The organism is Streptomyces sp. NPDC032745, assembly GCF_055579465.1.
Map to the genome: position 1 here is coordinate 158904 of NZ_JBVING010000002.1, position 16816 is coordinate 175719.

The following is a 16816-nucleotide window of genomic DNA, read 5'->3' on the forward strand; positions in this document are numbered from 1 at the left end:
AATTTCTCTTTTCACGTCTCACGGAAGGTTCTGCATGAGGAACCCGTCAGCTCACGGGCGTTTCGGCATCAAGGCCGGAGCCAAGGCAGGCCCCAAGGGCGGTGCGAAGTCCGGCGGCAAGACTCCCCGGACCGCCCCCCTGCAGGGCGAGTTCGCGATGCCGAAGACGGTCGAGCCGGCGCTGCCGCCGGTGGGGGCGTTCTCCGAGCTCGACCTGCCCCGTGAGCTGGTGAAGACGATGACCGACCTGGGGGTGACGGAGCCCTTCCCCATCCAGGCGGCCACGCTCCCCAACTCCCTGGCCGGCCGGGACATCCTCGGCCGCGGGCGGACCGGCTCCGGCAAGACCCTGGCCTTCGGCCTGGCCCTGCTGGCGCGCACCGCGGGCCGCAAGGCCGACCCGAAGCGTCCGCTGGCGCTGGTCCTCGTACCGACGCGCGAGCTGGCGCAGCAGGTGACCGAGGCGCTGACGCCGTACGCACAGGCCCTGGACCTGCGGATGGCCACGGTGGTCGGCGGGCTGTCGATCGGCAGGCAGGTGAGCGCGCTGCGCACCGGCGCCGAGGTCGTGGTGGCCACCCCCGGGCGCCTCAGCGACCTGGTCGGGCGGCGCGACGTCCACCTGGAGCGGGTGAAGATCACCGTCCTCGACGAGGCCGACCAGATGTGCGACATGGGCTTCATGCCGCAGGTCACCGAGATCCTGGACCAGGTGCACCACGCCGGGCAGCGGATGCTGTTCTCGGCCACCCTGGACCGCAATGTGGACCAGCTCGTGCGGAGCTACCTGAAGGACCCGGTCTCCCACTCCGTCGATCCGTCGGCGGCCTCGGTGACCACGATGGACCACCACGTGCTGCACATCCACTCCGCCGACAAGTACTCGGCCGCCACCGAGATCGCGGCGCGCGAGGGCCGGGTGCTGATGTTCCTGGACACCAAGCACGGCGTGGACCAGTTCGTGAAGCACCTGCGGGCCATGGGCGTACGGGCTGAGGGGCTGCACAGCGGCAAGTCGCAGCCGCAGCGCACGCGCACGCTCGCCCAGTTCAAGACCGGGGCCGTCACGGTCCTCGTCGCGACGAACGTCGCCGCGCGCGGCATCCACATCGACGACCTCGACCTCGTCGTGAACGTGGACCCGCCGGCCGACCACAAGGACTATCTGCACCGGGGCGGCCGTACCGCCCGCGCCGGCGAGTCCGGCAAGGTCGTCACCCTGGTCACCCCGAACCAGCGCCGGGACATGGTCCGGCTGATGGCCGAGGCCAAGATCCGGCCGACCACCACCCAGGTCCGCTCCGGCGAGGCCGCGCTGAGCCGGATCACCGGGGCCAAGCCCCCGTCCGGGGTGCCGCTGGCGGGCGCCGAACCGACCGACGCCAAGGGCCGGCCCTCGGGCTCGGACCTCGGCTTCCGCGGGATCGGCACCCGCCCGGGCCGGCCCGGTGCGGGCAAGGAGTCCCGCAAGACCGCGGAGGCCCGGCAGCTCGCCGAGGCGCGCCGCGCGGCCCGAGTCCGCCGGGGCGGCTGAGACCCGACGCCCACGGTGCCGGCCCCCGGATGCGGGGACCGGCACCGTACGTGCATGCGCGTGCGGGCGGCGCGACCGGTCAGCCGCGGCGGCGGCGCCGCCAGGCCACGATCGCGCGGGTGACGACCGGCGGGAGCAGGTCCTTGGCCAGCCTGCGCCAGGCGGTGCCGGCCCGCGGCCGGGGTCCGGGCTGGTGCGCGGGCGGCGCGGGCGCCACGACGGGCTCGGGCGCCGGTCGCAGCGGCGCGGGGGGCGCCGGCGGGACGGCCCCTTCGTCCCCGATGCGGACCAGGGACTGGCCGGCCACGGCGTCCACTCCGTGCCACAGGTCCGTTCGGCCCTCCAGCCACGTGAGCAGCGCCGACCGGTAGGGAGCCGGGTCGTCCCAGGTCGCGTACAGCTTCGACGCGGACACGGCGATCAGGTGCAGCTCGCCGGTGGCCACCGCGCCCCAGACGGCGGCGGCGACGCCGGGGCAGTGTTCGGAGCGGTAGTCGTCGAAGACGACCACGGCGCCCGGAGCCGCCACCACGCGCGAGGACGCGATGTCCTGGACGACGTGCTCGTAGAGGTGCGAGGCGTCGATGTGGATGAAGCGGCAGCTCGCCGGGCGCACCCGGTCGGCGACCACGAAGGTCGGTGCCTGGATGACCGTGGGCAGGGCCTCGCGGAAGGCCAGGTAGTTCGTCTCGAACCCGCGGCGGGTGAGCGTGGGGTACGAGTCCTGCATCTCCGCGAGGTTGGAGTCGTCCGGCGCGGGCGAGTCGAAGAGGTCGCAGACGGTGAACTCCTCGCCCTCCCGCAGGTACCCCCCGAGGAAGATCGCGCTCTTCCCCATGAAAGCGCCGAGCTCGAGAAGATCGCCCGGTTTTTCCCCTTCATCGCTCTGGCGCGTCAGGAACCAGTCGAACAGCACCTGGTCATAGTCCGAGAACCAACCCTTGACCTGGCTGTACTCGGTCGGAGCGGGCAGGACCGGCTCGCCGTCGGGGGTGGTGACGGGAGCTTGGGAAACGTGCGACACGGAGAGCAGCCTCCAGTGAAACGGCATCGGATCAACGCTGATACCCGGCCAGGTAGGCAGACCATAAACCCCCGAACAGCCGTGTGACGAGACTCCTGTGCGGAGCGGACAAATCCGCTGGGGCTGTTTTCCCATCTTGCTCCTGATTGCCCCTTTCTTCCCAGCTGTATCCGGGGGCGGGGCGGGCTCGCGGCCTCAGCCCGTGATGTTGCGGCGGTGCAGGCGCTGGGCGGCAGTGTTGCGCACGCGGCGCGTGCGGGCCGTGGCGGCGAGCAGGTCGAGGGCCTCGTACGAGGGCAGTGACTGGGCGGCGGTGCGCTGGCACCAGTCGGAGGCGGCGGTGAGCTCGGCCGGCGACCAGGGCTCGCCGTCGGCGATCGCCTTGAGCAGGGTCCACTCGCGCAGCCGGCGGGCCGGGAAGGCACGGGCGCCGATCGCGGTGCCCATGGCCCGGGCCCAGCCGGGGAATCCTGCGTCGGTCAGCAGGTGGGCGGCGCGGCGGTCGAGGTGGGTGACCACCGCACTCTCGGCCATCACCGGGTCACGATCGCGCAGCACGGCGGCCACGGCGGCCGCCTCGGCCCCGGCCGTCGTACCGGCCGCGGCGGCCAGGGCGTCGAGGTGGCGGGCGTAGCGCCAGTGGTCGGGCGCCGTGGTGGTCGCGCTCTCGGCGCGGTGCGCCGTGCCGCCCCCCTCGCGTATCTGGTTCTCACTTCTCCCCATGCCGCCCATTCCACACGACGGCCGTGAACGACCGGTGCGCAGGGGTGCTTCAGCCCGCGCCCGGGTCGCCGTTCACCGCGGCTCCTGCTGCACCTGCGGCAGCAACAGGGCCTCGGAGCCCACCGGGCGGAACCCGGCGGCCTGGAAGGCGCGGATGCTGCGGGCGTTGCCCGCGGCCTGCTGGGACCAGACCGGGCCGCCGTCGGGGACGAGATGGCGGGCGGCGCGGGCCAGCTCCCGGCCCAGACCCCGGTGGCGGACGGCCTCGTCCACCTCGATCGCCGTCTCCCAGCGCCCGGCCACGCCGCGGCCGAGGACGAGCACTCCCCCGTCGGCCGCCCAGACCCGCACGTCCTCGCGGCGCCGCAGCGCCCGGCGCACCCGCGGGTGGTCGGGATCGGCGATCTCCCGCAGCTCCAGCGGCGGGTCGCCGGGCAGCGCCGCGGCGACGGTGAGCAGGTCGACGGTGTCGGTGGTACGGCCGGTGCGGTCGAGCAGGGCGGCGAGGAAGCGCGGGTGCATGGTGGCCGCGAGGCCGTCGCACTCGAGGGCGCCGAGGGCGGAGTGCACCCAGTGCGGGTCCTCGTCGGTGAACACCACGGAGTGCGCGGTGAACGCGATGACGCCGGCGTCGCGCGGGCTCGGCTGCGGGACCACGGTCGTGCCGCCGTCGGGCGGCGGGAACCGCCCGACGGCCGCCGCGTCCAGGATCTCCTCGAGGGTGTGGCCCACGCCCGTCAGACCTGCTCGAAACGGAAGGACTTGATGAAGCAGTCGCGGGGCTGGCCGATGGCGAAGAAGATGCAGTCCACCAGCGACTGGGCGGTGAGCGGGTCCTTCGCCGTGCGCGGGGCGCTCTCCCACTCCGGGGACAGCGGATCGTGGTTGTCGAAGTCCGGCGGGTAGAGGGAGATGACGCGGACGCCCCGGTCGCGCAGCCGGCGCGAGAGGATCTCGGTGAAACCGGCCTGGGCAGACTTGGCGGCGTAGAACGCGTCGTGCGCGTCGGAGCGGTGGTTTCCGGTTTCGCCGCAGCCGGAGACCATCGTCACGATATCCGGCTTGTCCGAGTTCAGCAGCAGCGGGAGCAAGGCCTTGGTGACGAGGACGGTGCCGGTGGCGCCCGAGGCGAGGGTGTCGACCACGTCCGCGTCGGATGCGGAGAGCAGGTCCGTGCCGTGCTGGTAGCGGGAGCCGTTGTTCACGAGTACGTCGATGCGGTCGGTGCGGGCGGCCACCGCGGCGGCGAACTCCCGTACGGAGGCCGGGTCCGTGAGGTCGCACGCGAAGGCGTGGACCCGGTCGGCGGCGTGGCCCTGCGCGAGGATCTCCGCGCGGACGCGTTCGGCGGCTTCGAGGGTGCGCGCGGAGAGGTGGACCTCGGCGCCCCGGGCGGCGAACCGGAGGGCGAGGGTACGCCCGAAGTCGCGGCCGGCGGCGGTGATGACGACGCGGTGGTGTTCGAGGGTCATGTCAACGCTCCTGATTCCCTGGTCGTTACACATGATCTCAGGTGCGCCGTACGGCTGTTCGGGCAGGGCGGGGCGGCGGGGCAGGCACGGCGGGGCGGGCGGACCGGCGCCGGCACGGGCCCCGCCGGTGCGCCCGGGCTCAGCCCCCGTGGCTCTCGTACCCGCCACGCCCCTGGTCCGGGTCGTGCCCCGGTTCGGGCAGCGGAGCCCCGGTCTCCAGCAGGGTCTTGAGGCTGGAGGCGAGCATCGGCCAGGCGCGGCTGCACATGCCGATCAGGTTGCCGCCGGGTTCGAAGCCCTCGTGGAGGATGGTCAGCCGCGCGAGCGTGTCCCCGACGGGTTCGATCTCGTACGTCACCTTCGTACGCCGCTCCTGAGCCAGCGCGGCCCGCAGCTCCTCGGCGATCCCGACCGAGGCCGCCCACTGCGGGGTGAAGGTGTGCCAGGTGTACGAGAGCCGCCGGTTCGGGACGCAGTCGAGGACCACCTGCTCGGGATCACTGGTCCGGGCCCCGCGCTCCACCCAGTCCATCCTCGATCCCACCGCCCAGTCGGTCTCGAAGCTCAGCCCCCAGTACCGCCGGGTGAAGGCGGGCTCGGTGAGGGCCTGCCAGACCCGGTCGGGATCGGCCTGGACGTACAGGGTGTAGGTGATCGCGCTGTCGCTCATCCCCCCATGCTGCGGGACCGGAACCCGCGGACCCCGGATTTCCCAGGTCGCGGCGGGGGCGGCCGCGCTGGGCCGCCCATCCCGTGATCCCCCGCCGGGGCCGGTCAGTAGACGTGCAACGCGACCGCGCAGAGCCCGCGCCCCGCCGCGGCGGCGGACCGCCAGACGCGGAGGGGACCGTCGGTGACGTGTTCTTCGCGGGCGCCGTAGTCCAGCCAGTCCCGGTCGGCGACGCGGGCCCGTTCCCCGGGGGTGAAGGCCAGCGCCCGCTCCACGCCCGCCAGCGTCCGGCGCACCCCGGCCGCGGTGAGGAGCACGTTGCCGCACCAGCCGGGCAGCAAGGCGGCCCGCGCCGGGCCGATGGCGTGGAACAGGGCGGCGACCGCGTAGTCCTTGCGGTGCACGGAGACGAACATGTCCGCCGGGTCCGGCTCGGGCTCCCAGAGGTCCTGCATGACATGGAACTCGGGGTCGGTGATGCCGTTGCAGAGGTCGTCGACGTGCTCGCCGGGGCGGGTCAGGTTCCAGAACGAGTCGATGGCATCACCGTGTGCCCGGTCGGTGTACCAGGTGCGGTGGTCCGGCAGCGGGGCGCTCTGCCAGGCCTCCCAGCGGAGGCGGGCCGCCGGGTTCGTACGGTCGGCTTCGAGGGCCGGCGCCAGGCGGGGCCCGAGCTCCGCGATGACGGGGTCGGGGTGACTGCTGATCGACCAGACGCTGGTGAATCCCATGCCGATCACGCTACGGGGCACCACTGACGGGCCCGGTGGCATCACCAGCGGGTACCCCGTTCGGGGAGTTCCGTCAGGGGGGTGCGAGGTGGGCGCGGGAGGGAGAGGCGGGCGCGGGCCTCGTGGACCGCGGCGAGTTCGGCGTGGCCGGCCGGGCCCCAGTCGGCGAGTTCACGGACCTGCTCGGGGGTGGCCAGCAGGCGCGCGTACGCCGGGTCCGCGGCCGGGGGCAGAAAGCCGAGGCGGGCCGCGGTACGGGGATGGGCGGCCTCGTCGGCGTACCGGTAGCCGAGCGGGGTGGAGCCCGTCGTCGGGGGCGGGAGCTGGGCGGCGCCGGTGGTGCGGCAGACCAGGATCAGGACACGGCCGTCGGGGGCGAACAGCCAGGCCGAGGGCTCCCGTACGGGCAGCGCGGCAGGTACCGGGCCGGGATGCCAGGTGCCGTGGTGCGGGGTGCGGCGGGTGCGCAGGACCCCCAGCCGGTCCAGGGCGGTCGGCGCGACGGGGCGGCCGCCCTCCAGCAGGGCCGGGCCGCCGCCGTTGATGCGGGCGCGCAGCGCCGACAGGGCGCGGCGGGCGTCGCCCGGGTCCATCAGGGCGGGCAGGTCGGCCGGTTCGGCGAAGTGGACGCCGGTGATCTCCTGGGCGGGGAGGCGGATCTCATCGATCCGGTCCGGGGTCCAGGTGCCGCCGTCGTACACGTAGAGGATCTCCCCCGGGAAGCGCATCTCGGGCGGGAAGCCGGGGGTGTCCGCCGGGATCCAGTCCACGGCGAGGCCGTTCGGGTAGCTGCCGTCGACGCCGAGTTCCTCCCGCATCTCACGGGCCGCGGCGGCCGACGGGGCCTCGCCCGCGTCCACCGCGCCGCCGGGCAGCATCCGGTCGGCGCGGTAGTCGACGCTCTGGACCAGGACCCGGCCGTCGGCGTCGGTGACCAGGACGACGGCGCCGGTCCAGAGCGCGGCCCGCGAAGCCCCGTACTCCTGCGGGGTCATCCACGTGCCCGGCCCGCCGCCGTCCTCGTCGGTCACGGCCTCGTCGGTCAGCTGCGGCATCGGAACTCCGTTCACCGTGGATGGACCCTCTTCCCGTGCAACAGCCCGCACGGCCTGCGGGTTACGCCGGTCGCGCCACTCCGGCCACTGACCGCCGCTTTGCCGCCCCTATACCTCCTTATTACCTTGTTACGCCTTCGTTGCTACGTTCGCGTCGCGGACTGGCGGCCTGAAAACCGCCGGTCCGACCACGTCACCGGACCGACGCCGAGGGTGGACAAAGCCATGCGACGCGCTTCCCGTACCGACTCGGGCACGGGCACCGGCACCGGCAGCGGCAGCGGCAGCGGCTCCGGACGTCTTGCCGCCGTCGACGCCGTGCGCGGACTCGCCGTCCTCGGCATGTTCGCCGTACACGTCGGCCCGGGCCCGCGCCCCGAGGGCGCCGGCTACCTGCTCGTCGCGGCCGACGGCCGGGCACCCGCGCTGTTCACCCTCCTCGCCGGCTTCTCGCTCGCCCTCGCCCGGCGCAGCCGGCTCCCCGCGGAACAGCCGGACGGCTGGGCCCTCCGTTACCGCCCGCTGCTGATCCGCTGTGCGGTCCTGGCCGGGCTGGGCCTGCTGCTGGCCTCGCTGTGGCCGGGGATCCTGGTCATCCTGGCCTTCTTCGCCGTCTACTTCCTCGCCGCCGAGCCGTTCACCCGGCTGTCCACCCCCGTGCTCAGCGCCGTCGCCGGCGTCTGCGTGGTGGCGGGTCCGCTGCTTTCGTTCCTGCTCGGCCCGGTGTTCGGGTACGAGGCCTCGGGGCGCGGCGCGGTTCCCGAACTGACCGCTCTGGCCGGCCGGGACGGGCTGGGCCGGGTGCTGTGCGAGCTGCTGCTCACCGGCGCGTATCCGCTCGCCACGTACTTCCCGTACGTCCTGGCCGGACTGGCCCTCGGCCGGCTGTGCGATCTGCGGGAGCGCCGCGTCGCCCGGCGGATGGTCCTCTGGGGCGCGGCCGCCGCGGCCGTGGGCTACGGCACCGCCTGGGTGGCCGCCCATGTGCTCGGCGGCCGGGAGCGGCTGCTCGACGCGGTCGCGGCCCGCCATCCGGAAGCCCTCGGTGCGGCCGATCCCGTACGGGAAGTGCTGCGCGGGCAGTTCGGAGCCGTGCCCAGCACCTCCTGGGACTGGCTGCTGGTGGCCGATCCTTACAGCCAGACGCCGCTCGAGACGATCGGCAACGCAGGGGTGGGCTGCGCGCTCATCGGGCTGTTCGTGCTCGCCGCGCGCAGCCGGGCCGGCGCGCGGCTGCTGCGGCCGTTGACCGCCCTCGGGGCGATGGCGCTGAGCGCGTACGTCCTGCATGCACTGGCGCTGGCCGGGCCGGCCCACGGGGCCGCGTCCTGGGCTGCGCTGGCCGGCTTCGCGGGTGTGGCGCTGTCGGCGGCCTGGGCCTGGCAGCGGTTCTGGGCGGACAGCCCACTGCGGCGGGGCCCGCTGGAACACCTGCTCCGGCTGGCCGCGCACGGACGCCCGGCCGCGTAGCCGGGCCCGCGCAGCGCCCTGACTCGTGTGGGTGACGGTGCGTAGGTTCCACCGGCTGCCGTACGGCAGGGTGGGCGGATGCAGTTACGCCGGATGGCTCTGCCCCTGCCCCTGCCTCTGCCCCTGATCCTCGCCGCGCTGGCGCTGACCGCCGGGTGCGTGACCGTACGGCCGGACGTGCCTGCGGAACCGGATCCGGCGGTGGACCGGACCGCGGCCCGGGGAACGGCGGTCGAGGCCCTGCCGTTGGGCCGGCTGCCGGCGTCGGAACCCCCGTCGCCCCCGCCGGCGGCCGAGGCCGAGCCGGAACCTCCCGCGCAGCCCGAGGAGGACCGGCCGCCGCAGCACCGGACCGGCGATCGCGCGCCCGTTCGGCCGGCGCGGCCCGTGCGCCCCGCCCCGGCGCCAAAGCCCCGCAAGCGGCCGCCCGTACGGCCGAAACCCCAGCCCGCGCCGCCGCGCACGTACGACATGGCACCCCTGTGCGAGGCGGCCAGGGGGACGGTCTCCCCGTCGATCGTCGCCCTGTGTCGGTAGCCGCTCCACTCGGGCCCGGATCGGGGCGGATCATCCGAGTGGCCCCGGCCCGGCTGCCGGGTGTCGGCGGGCCGGTTCGCTTGGATGGGCGGCGCGGGTCCGACCGGAGGCCCGTACCGCCTCCACCCCCAGGGAGTCGCCATGGCGAAGATCGCCCTGTTCGGCGCGACCGGCACCATCGGAGCCCTTGTGCTGCGCGAAGCACTCGGGCGCGGCCACGACGTCACGGCGGTGGTGCGCGACCCCGCGAAGCTCGCGGATTCCGGCGCCGAGGTGCTGCTGGGCGACGTCCTCGACCCGCACTCGGTCGCCGAGGCGGCCGCCGGCCGGGACGTGGTCGTCAGCGCGATCGGCCCCGGGTCCGGGGATCCGGGCGTGCTCGTCACCGCCGCCAAGTCCCTGATCGGCGGCGTCTGCACGCTCGGCCCGGACACCCCGCGGCCCCGTGTGATCACCGTGGGCGGGGCGGGCTCGCTGCGTACCCCGCAGGGACCGCTGGTCTGGGACGCAACGGGTGTCCCGGAGGGGGTCCGGGCCGTCATGCGCGCCCACGGGGAGGCACTGGACTTCCTGCGCACCGTGCCCGTGGAGGAGGTGCGCTGGACCTGCCTGAGCCCCGCCGCGCAGATCGGTCCGGGTGAGCGCACGGGCACGTACCGGCTGTCCCTCGACGATCTGGTCGTGGACGAGGACGGCCGCAGCCACATCTCGGCCGAGGACTACGCCGTGGCGCTGGTCGACGAGATCGAGCGCGACGCGCATGCGGGCCGGCGGTTCACCATCGGCTACTGACCGGGCGGCGCGTCGCGCGCGTCCCCGGCGTACAGCACGGTGAGTTCGGCGCCGATCCGGGCCAGCCACTGCCGTACCTCCGGCGGCTCCAGGACCTCGACCCCGGCTCCCAGCCCGGCCAGGTGGCCGGCCAGGGCCTTGGGGGCCGGGCCGTCGACCCACACCTCGGTCCAGCCGTCGGGCAGCGGGCCGCCGACGCGTACCCGGCCGCCGAGGAACCGTTGCAGCAGGGCCAGCGCGTCGGGGTGGACGCGGGCCCGCGCGGTCACCGCGTACATACCGTCCTGGAAGGCCCCGGACAGCTCCCGCCAGGCCGTGGCCAGGTCGAAGCCGGGCGGCCGGACCACGGGTTCGCCGGTCGGCTCGACGGAGCGGACCCGGCTGAGCCGGAAGGTGCGCAGGCCGTTCTCCGTACCCGCGACCAGATAGTCGACCCCCGCCTTGGCGACGAGCCCGAGGGGGTCGACCGTACGCTCGCCGGCCGGTTTGCCGACGCCCGCGTACCCGAGGCGGACGCGGATCCCGTCCACGACGGCGCCCTGGAGCGCGGAGCGGTGGGCGGCATCGGCGGTGACGGCGTTGCGGGACCAGTCCGTCGCGTCGACGACTCCGGCGCGGGTGGCGGCCTCGGCTTCCGCCCGCAGGGTGGACGGCAGGGCCCGGACCAGCTTGCGCAGGGTGGTGCGCAGTTCGGGGGTGGCCGCCAGCGGGCCGGTGACGAGGAACAGCGCCCGGATCTCGTCGGCGGTCAGCCCGGTGAGGTTGGTCCGGGCGCCGCCGACGAGGGACCAGCCGCCACCGCGGCCCCGCTGCGAGTAGACGGGGATGCCGGACGCGGCCAGCGCCTCCAGATCGCGGCGGGCGGTGCGCTGGGACACCTCCAGTTCGGCGGCCACCTCGGGGACGGTGACGCGGCCGCGCTCCTGGAGGAACAGCAGGGTCGCCACCAGCCGGTCGGCTCTCATGTCCTTCTTCCCTTCCTGCGCCCCGGGCGATTTCGCCGGTCCGCTCATTCTCCTCGGGAAACTGGCCAGAAGGTGGCCAGTTTGGCTTCCAGGATGAACTCATGACCGAGATCACGCAGCTCACCGAAACCCCGTCCGCCTCCACCGCCTCCACCGCCTCCGACCCGCGACTCGACCTCGCCGCGGCCGTCCAGCTGGCGGGCCGCACCCTTGCCGCCGTCCGGCCCGACCAGTACAACGCCCCCACCCCCTGCGACGAGTTCGATGTCCGGCGGCTCTCGAGCCACCTCGTCGCCGTCGTCCGCCGGATCGCGGTGATCGGGCGCGGCGAGGACCCGTTCAGCGTCCCCTCCTTCGCCGACGAGCTCGCCGACGGCGCGTGGGCGGCGGCCTGGGAGCCGGGCGCTCGCGAGGTCGCCGAGGTGTGGGCGGACCCGGCCGTGCTCGGCCGGCAGCTGCGCCTGCCGATGGGCGTCCTGCCGGGCGCGGCCGCCGCGGCCGTCTACACGCACGAACTCACCGTGCACACCTGGGACCTGGCGAGGGCGACCGGGCAGCACCCGGAATGGGACGCGGCCCTGATCGAGCGGGTGATCGCCGTCGTACGCAACGCACTGCCGGCCGAAACCCGGGGCGGGCGGATTCCGTTCGCCGAGGTCGTGGCCGTGGACGCCGGTGCGCCGGCCATCGACCGGCTGGTGGCCTGGGCCGGGCGGCGGCCCTGACGGACCGGGCGACCCCGCGCGTGGGTTATTGATTGGATGCCCCGGCTCCGTATACCTAGAGTGACGACGCACCACGTCGTCGAGCAGGAGCCGGTCATGCGCACCCACTACCCCCGTACGCCGCATCTGCCCTGGTCCCCCGGGGCAGCGGCGGACGACGTGCGCGCCTCCGGGTTCCCGGGGCTGGCCGGGCGCGAGGTCGTCGTCACCGAGAAGCTCGACGGGGAGAACACCACCCTGTACGCGGACGGCCTGCACGCGCGCTCGCTGGACTCGGGCCACCACCCTTCGCGGGCCTGGGTCAAGGGCCTCCAGAGCCGGATCGGCGCCGGCATACCGGCCGGGTGGCGGGTGTGCGGGGAGAACCTGTACGCCCGCCACTCGATCCCCTACGAGGACCTGGACAGCTGGTTCTACGGTTTCTCGGTGTGGGACGGCGAGCACTGCCTGGACTGGGACCGGACCGTGAGCTTCCTGCACGGCCTCGGGGTGCCCACCCCGCGCGTGCTCTGGCGGGGCGTCTTCGACGAGCGCGTGCTGCGCAAGCTGCGGCTCGACACCGCACGGCAAGAGGGCTACGTCGTACGGACGGTGGCCGGCTTCGCGCGTGCGGACTTCGGGCGGTCCGTCGCCAAGTGGGTGCGCGTCGGCCATGTGCAGACGGACACCCACTGGATGTACGCGCAGGTGGTGCCGAACGGGCTCGGTCCGCAGGCCCCGCTGTGGGCGGTGCGCTCGGGCTCCGAGCCCGATGCGGCGGAGCTGGCGGCCGCCCTCGGCCTGGATCCCGCACCCTTTGCCGCACCTTTTGCCGCACCCGATGCCGCCGTCGCGCCGGTCGTCGCCGAGGTGGCGGGCCGGCTCGACGCGTCGGGCCGCACCGGTGAGGACCGGCTGGCCGGCGTACTGGCCGCCGTACTGCACCGCGCACCGCGGGCCCGGATCGGGGCGCGGCTGGCGGCGGGGCCGCTCGGGATGCCGCTCGCCCGGCGGGTCGCCGACCTGGTCGGGCTGTACCCGTCGCTGCAGCGGCCGTTCCCGGACGAGGGGCGGCGGGCCGGGCTGGTCCGGATGGCCGTCGCCGCCGATCTCGGGGTGCTGCACGCCCTCGCCGGTGCGGCGGCCGCGGGGGATGCCGGGGCACGGGAGTGCGTGGAGTGGTCCGCGCTGTACGCAGAGGAGGCGGGGCTGCTCGGCCCCGATCCGCTGGGCCCGCTGCGCACCGGGCTGCGGGAGGCCCTCGGCGGGCTCGGGGCGGACGCGGCGGACCGGTGCTGGGCGGAGGCCCGGGAGGCGTTCGCGCGGGGCGGGATCTCCACCGCCGAGGAGGCGGTGGCCGCAACCTGGCGGTGGCGCGAAGGCGGCTTCCCGCGGCTGGTCCAGCTGTGCGGGCCCTCGGGCAGCGGGAAGAGCACGTACGCCCGGAGCCTGCCGGGCGTGGCCGCGTACATCAGTCTCGACGATCTGCGCGCCGCCCGGGGTTCCCGCGCCGACCAGCGGGCCAATGCGGACGTGCTGCGCGAGGGCCTGGACCGGCTGGACGCTGCGCTGGCCGCCGCAGCGGGCACCGGCGGCACGGTGGTGTGGGACGCCACCTCCCTGACGGAGCAGCAGCGGGGCCTGGCCGGCGCGGTGGCGCAGCGCCGCGACGCGCTGGTCACCCAGGTCGTGGTCCTGGTCGAGGAGGCGGAGCTGGTCCGGCGCAACGCCGTCCGCCCCCACCCCGTGCCGCCGCAGGTGCTGACCACCCAGCTGCACCGGTTCGGCCCGCCGTACCCCGGACACGGGCCGGGGCACCGCACCTGGTACGTCGGGGCGGGCGGGACCGTGGACGACACGGCGGGAACCATCGGGGCGACCGCAGTGACAGCGGCAGTTGCCGCGGCGGTGGGCGAGGACGGCTGATGCGTACCAGTGAGGAGCTCTACCACCAGGTCCGCTGGGACCCCCGGTTCGATCCGGCGCGCTTCGTGTTCGGGCTGCACCAGCGCGGGGCGCCGCCGAAGCGGATCCCGCTGCACTCCTTCGTGCCCGGCGGCGACATCCCCTGGCACCGGGTGCTGTTCGTCGAGGCGGACGGCGAGCTCGTCTGGGACCGGGCGAGCGGCGTGGACCGGATCGACTCCACCGAGGCCGGGCGGATCCGCGAACCGCGGTTGCTGCGCGCCCCGTTCTTCACCTCCCGGACCCCGCACGCGTGGGATCCGGCGGACGGCGGCGCCTGGCGGCCGGCCGAGGTGACGTCCGGCGGGTCCGCGTCGTCCGGCCCGGCCGGCGGCCCGGGGCCGCAGCAGGTGCGGCTGCTGACCTGGAACACCCTGTGGGACCGGTACGACGCCCCGCGCATCGACACCGCCCGGCGCAGGCCGATGCTGCTGGCCGACCTGGCGGGCGCCGACGCCGATGTGATCGCCCTCCAGGAGGTCGAACCCGCACTGCTCGGCATGCTGCTGGCGGAGCCGTGGGTGCGGGCCGGATACACGGTGGGCACCGATCCGCGCGGCAAGGACGTCGCCGCCAGCGGGTTGCTGGTGCTGAGCCGGCTGCCCGTGCGGGAGGCGGGGTTGCACCTGCTGGGGCCGCACAAGGCGGTCGCCGCGGTGACGGCGGACACGGCGGGCGGCCCCCTCGTGGTGGCCTGCGTCCATCTGACGAGCGATCACACGGAGAACGGCGCCGGGCGGCGGAGCGTCGAACTGGCCCGGATCTCCGAGGGTTTGAGCGGCATCGAGGCGGATGTGGTGCTGCTCGGCGACTTCAACGACGGCCGCTCCGGCCCGGAGGGGCCGGCGGCCGCACTCGGCCTGCGGGACACCTGGAGCGAGGTGCACGGGCCGCAGGACGCCACGCCGACCTTCGATCCGGTGGCCAATCCGCTGGCCGCGGTGGGCTCGCTGTCGGGGCGGGCCGCCCGACTGGACCGGGTCCTGCTGCGCTCGGCGGGGGCGCGGGTGCGCGAAGCCGTCCTGCGGGGCGACGTCCCGGGCCCTGAGGGGTTGTTCATCTCCGACCACTTCGGGGTCGAGGCGGTGCTGGACTTCGCCGGGCGGGACGCCGGGCGCGCGGGGCTCGACGTACGGGCGACCGCGCGGACGGCGGTGGCTTGGCTGCCGCCGCACGATCCGGCGGTCGAGGAGCTGCGCCGGGGGCACGACCCGGCGGTCCACCGCTGGCCGGCGCACGTGAACCTGCTGTTCGGCTTCGTACCGGAGTCCTCGTTCGAGGAGGCGCTGCCCCTGGTGGCCGAAGTGGCCGCGCAGACGCAGCCGTTCACGGCCCGGGTGGCCGGGGTGCACAGCTTCGGGCACCGGGAGGACGCCACGGTGTGGCTGGACCCGGCGGCGGCCGGCGACGCGCCCTGGCAGCAGCTGCGGCGGGGGCTCGCCGAGCGGTTCCCGGGGTGCCGTGGGCACGACGGCTTCACACCGCACCTGACGCTGGGGCGCAGCCGGGATCCGCAGCGGGCGGTGGCCGAGTTCGCCGCGCGGCTCGGCGGATCCGGAACGGGGACGTCGGCCCGGGTCGGGGAGCTCGCGGTGTTGTCCCGGCGCGGGGACGGGCCGATGCAGGTGCGGGCGACGGTGGAACTCGGCACCGGCAGGTGGCGGTGGGCGCAGGAACCGGGGCCTGGACCGGAACCGAAGACCGGACCGGGACGGAAAGCCGGACCGGGACCGAAGACCGGACCGGGACCGAAAGCCGACCCGGAAGCAGCATCCGCACGTGACGCGGAAGCCGAGTCCCTCACCGCCCGGATCGCGGAGGCGCTCGGCGACGGCGTGCTGCACCTCGCCGGATCCCGCCGCATGGGCTGCGCCCTGCCCGGGGCCGACCTCGACCTGGTCGCGGCCCTGCCGGGCACGGTCGGCATCGCGGAGGTAAGGGAGCGGGTGGCGGCAGCCCTCCCGGAGGCCGAGGGACTGCGGGAGGTGAAGGGCGCAAGGGTCCCCGGGCTGCGGCTGCGTACGGCCGGACTGGATGTGGACCTGGTGGTCGTCGCCACGGGCGCGGTGGACCCGGCGCAGGCGGTGGAACGCCGGGCCGAACTCGGCGAGGCGGCCGCGGTCGCGCTGAGCGCGGTGAGCGACGCCGATGCGGTACGGGACTTCGCGGGCTCCGAGCGGCATGCGGCGTTCGTCCGGCTGGCCCGGGAGGTGAAGGCGTGGGCCCGCGCCCGGGGGCTGGATTCGGCGCCGTTCGGCGGACTGCCGGGGGTGGCCTGGGCGGTACTGGCGGCGCGTACGGTCCACGAGGCCGCCGACCTGTCGCCCGCGGCCCTGCTCCGGGAGTTCTTCGGGACCTGGGCGGCCTGGGACTGGCGCGAGCCGGTCGCCCTGACGCCCGCGGCTCCGGACCCGCACGCGCACCCGCACCCGCACCCGCACCCGGCCACTCACCCCGACCCGGACCCCGTCACCGTCCTCACTCCCTCAGCACCGGCCCGCAGCTGCACCTCCCAGGTCGGCCCGGGGCTGCGCGACCTGCTCGGCCGGGAGCTGTACCGGACGTGGGAACTCCTGGAGGCGGAGCCCCACCCCCGGGTCCTGCCCCTCGACACCCCGCCGCTGCACCGCCGGCACGCTGCCTGGGCCGTGGTGACCGTACGGGCGGACGAGCCGCGGGAGTTCGAGGAGTACCTGGGCCGGGCGCGGGGCCGGATGCGCGCCCTGCTCGGTGTGCTGGCGGAGGCCGGGGTCCGGGATGCGCACGCCTGGCCGCGGCCCTTCGCGGTCTCCCCCGCCTCGGCCCGGTATGCGGTCGGGCTCGGCGCGAGCCCGCCGGATGCGGCCGCTCTCGCCGCGCTCGCGGGGCGCTGGTCCGCCGGCCTGACGGGCATTGAGGTCGCCTGGGCTGAGTGCGGGGCGGTTCCGCCGCTCGGCTGATGCATACCCTCCCTGTCGACAAGTAACGAACGCAGGGCGGCACTCACCCTCCGGCCCGGATCACTCTCCGAAGACGGCCGAGCTCTGCCCCGCCCAGCGGGCGCGGCGGGACAGAGCGGCCTGAAGTCTCAGTAGAGTCCTGACACATTTTTTCGTCAACACTTTTCACAAGGATTAAGGAAACTCCGAGTTCACAGGCCTCATGGGCAATTGACATCCCCTCAGGCCTTCATTT

15 protein-coding genes are annotated in these 16816 nt (G+C 74.8%); 7 read left to right on the forward strand and 8 right to left on the reverse strand.

Translation table 11 applies throughout. The features are described from left to right. The first annotated feature begins 34 nt into the window (after positions 1-34). Positions 35-1534, forward strand: a complete 1500-nt coding sequence (locus tag ACZ5WG_RS05095; RefSeq protein WP_468720740.1) for a DEAD/DEAH box helicase — start codon at positions 35-37, stop codon at positions 1532-1534. Between the two features lie 79 nt (positions 1535-1613). Here the strand turns inward: ACZ5WG_RS05095 and ACZ5WG_RS05100 are convergent, their stop codons facing one another. From ACZ5WG_RS05100 to ACZ5WG_RS05130, 7 genes are all read right to left on the reverse strand, one after another. Further along, positions 1614-2558, reverse strand: a complete 945-nt coding sequence (locus tag ACZ5WG_RS05100) for a class I SAM-dependent methyltransferase (RefSeq protein WP_468720742.1) — start codon at positions 2556-2558, stop codon at positions 1614-1616. Positions 2559-2753: 195 nt separating this feature from the next. Continuing rightward, positions 2754-3281 (reverse strand): hypothetical protein, encoded by a 528-nt coding sequence (locus ACZ5WG_RS05105; protein WP_468720744.1) that lies wholly within the window; start codon positions 3279-3281, stop codon positions 2754-2756. Positions 3282-3353: 72 nt separating this feature from the next. Further along, complete coding sequence (locus tag ACZ5WG_RS05110; protein WP_468720746.1) at positions 3354-4013, reverse strand: GNAT family N-acetyltransferase; 660 nt, start codon at positions 4011-4013, stop codon at positions 3354-3356. A 5-nt stretch (positions 4014-4018) separates the two neighbouring features. After that, complete coding sequence (locus tag ACZ5WG_RS05115) at positions 4019-4753, reverse strand: SDR family oxidoreductase (protein ID WP_468720747.1); 735 nt, start codon at positions 4751-4753, stop codon at positions 4019-4021. A gap of 139 nt (positions 4754-4892) precedes the next feature. Further along, positions 4893-5423, reverse strand: coding sequence for an SRPBCC family protein (locus tag ACZ5WG_RS05120; protein WP_468720748.1), 531 nt, complete (start codon positions 5421-5423; stop codon positions 4893-4895). Positions 5424-5527: 104 nt separating this feature from the next. Further along, the gene (locus ACZ5WG_RS05125) at positions 5528-6154 is read right to left on the reverse strand and encodes a hypothetical protein (RefSeq protein ID WP_468720749.1); all 627 of its coding nucleotides are present in this window, start codon (positions 6152-6154) and stop codon (positions 5528-5530) included. 41 nt (positions 6155-6195) lie between these two features. Further along, entirely contained in the window at positions 6196-7209 is a 1014-nt protein-coding gene (locus ACZ5WG_RS05130) for an NUDIX domain-containing protein (RefSeq protein WP_468720751.1), read from the reverse strand. A gap of 225 nt (positions 7210-7434) precedes the next feature. On the opposite strand from ACZ5WG_RS05130, the gene ACZ5WG_RS05135 reads away from it, so the two are divergent. The 3 genes from ACZ5WG_RS05135 to ACZ5WG_RS05145 all read left to right on the forward strand — a co-directional run bounded on the left by ACZ5WG_RS05135 (position 7435) and on the right by ACZ5WG_RS05145 (position 10008). Then, positions 7435-8679, forward strand: a complete 1245-nt coding sequence (locus ACZ5WG_RS05135) for a DUF418 domain-containing protein (RefSeq protein WP_468720753.1) — start codon at positions 7435-7437, stop codon at positions 8677-8679. A 93-nt stretch (positions 8680-8772) separates the two neighbouring features. After that, positions 8773-9216, forward strand: coding sequence for a hypothetical protein (locus ACZ5WG_RS05140; RefSeq protein WP_468720755.1), 444 nt, complete (start codon positions 8773-8775; stop codon positions 9214-9216). A gap of 141 nt (positions 9217-9357) precedes the next feature. Beyond that, complete coding sequence (locus ACZ5WG_RS05145; protein WP_468720757.1) at positions 9358-10008, forward strand: NAD(P)-dependent oxidoreductase; 651 nt, start codon at positions 9358-9360, stop codon at positions 10006-10008. On the opposite strand, the gene ACZ5WG_RS05150 is transcribed toward ACZ5WG_RS05145, so the two are convergent. After that, positions 10002-10973, reverse strand: a complete 972-nt coding sequence (locus ACZ5WG_RS05150; RefSeq protein WP_468720759.1) for a helix-turn-helix transcriptional regulator — start codon at positions 10971-10973, stop codon at positions 10002-10004. The genes ACZ5WG_RS05145 and ACZ5WG_RS05150 overlap by 7 nt on opposite strands. 101 nt (positions 10974-11074) lie before the next feature. Between ACZ5WG_RS05150 and ACZ5WG_RS05155 the strand changes: the two genes are divergently transcribed. The 3 genes from ACZ5WG_RS05155 to ACZ5WG_RS05165 all read left to right on the forward strand — a co-directional run bounded on the left by ACZ5WG_RS05155 (position 11075) and on the right by ACZ5WG_RS05165 (position 16581). Next, a complete protein-coding gene (locus ACZ5WG_RS05155; protein WP_468720761.1) occupies positions 11075-11698 on the forward strand; it encodes a TIGR03086 family metal-binding protein in 624 nt (207 codons plus the stop codon). 96 nt (positions 11699-11794) lie between these two features. After that, positions 11795-13603, forward strand: coding sequence for an RNA ligase family protein (locus ACZ5WG_RS05160; RefSeq protein ID WP_468721438.1), 1809 nt, complete (start codon positions 11795-11797; stop codon positions 13601-13603). Continuing rightward, the gene (locus tag ACZ5WG_RS05165) at positions 13603-16581 is read left to right on the forward strand and encodes a poly(A) polymerase (RefSeq protein WP_468720763.1); all 2979 of its coding nucleotides are present in this window, start codon (positions 13603-13605) and stop codon (positions 16579-16581) included. Before ACZ5WG_RS05160 ends, ACZ5WG_RS05165 begins: the two co-directional genes overlap by 1 nt. Positions 16582-16816: the final 235 nt, after the last annotated feature.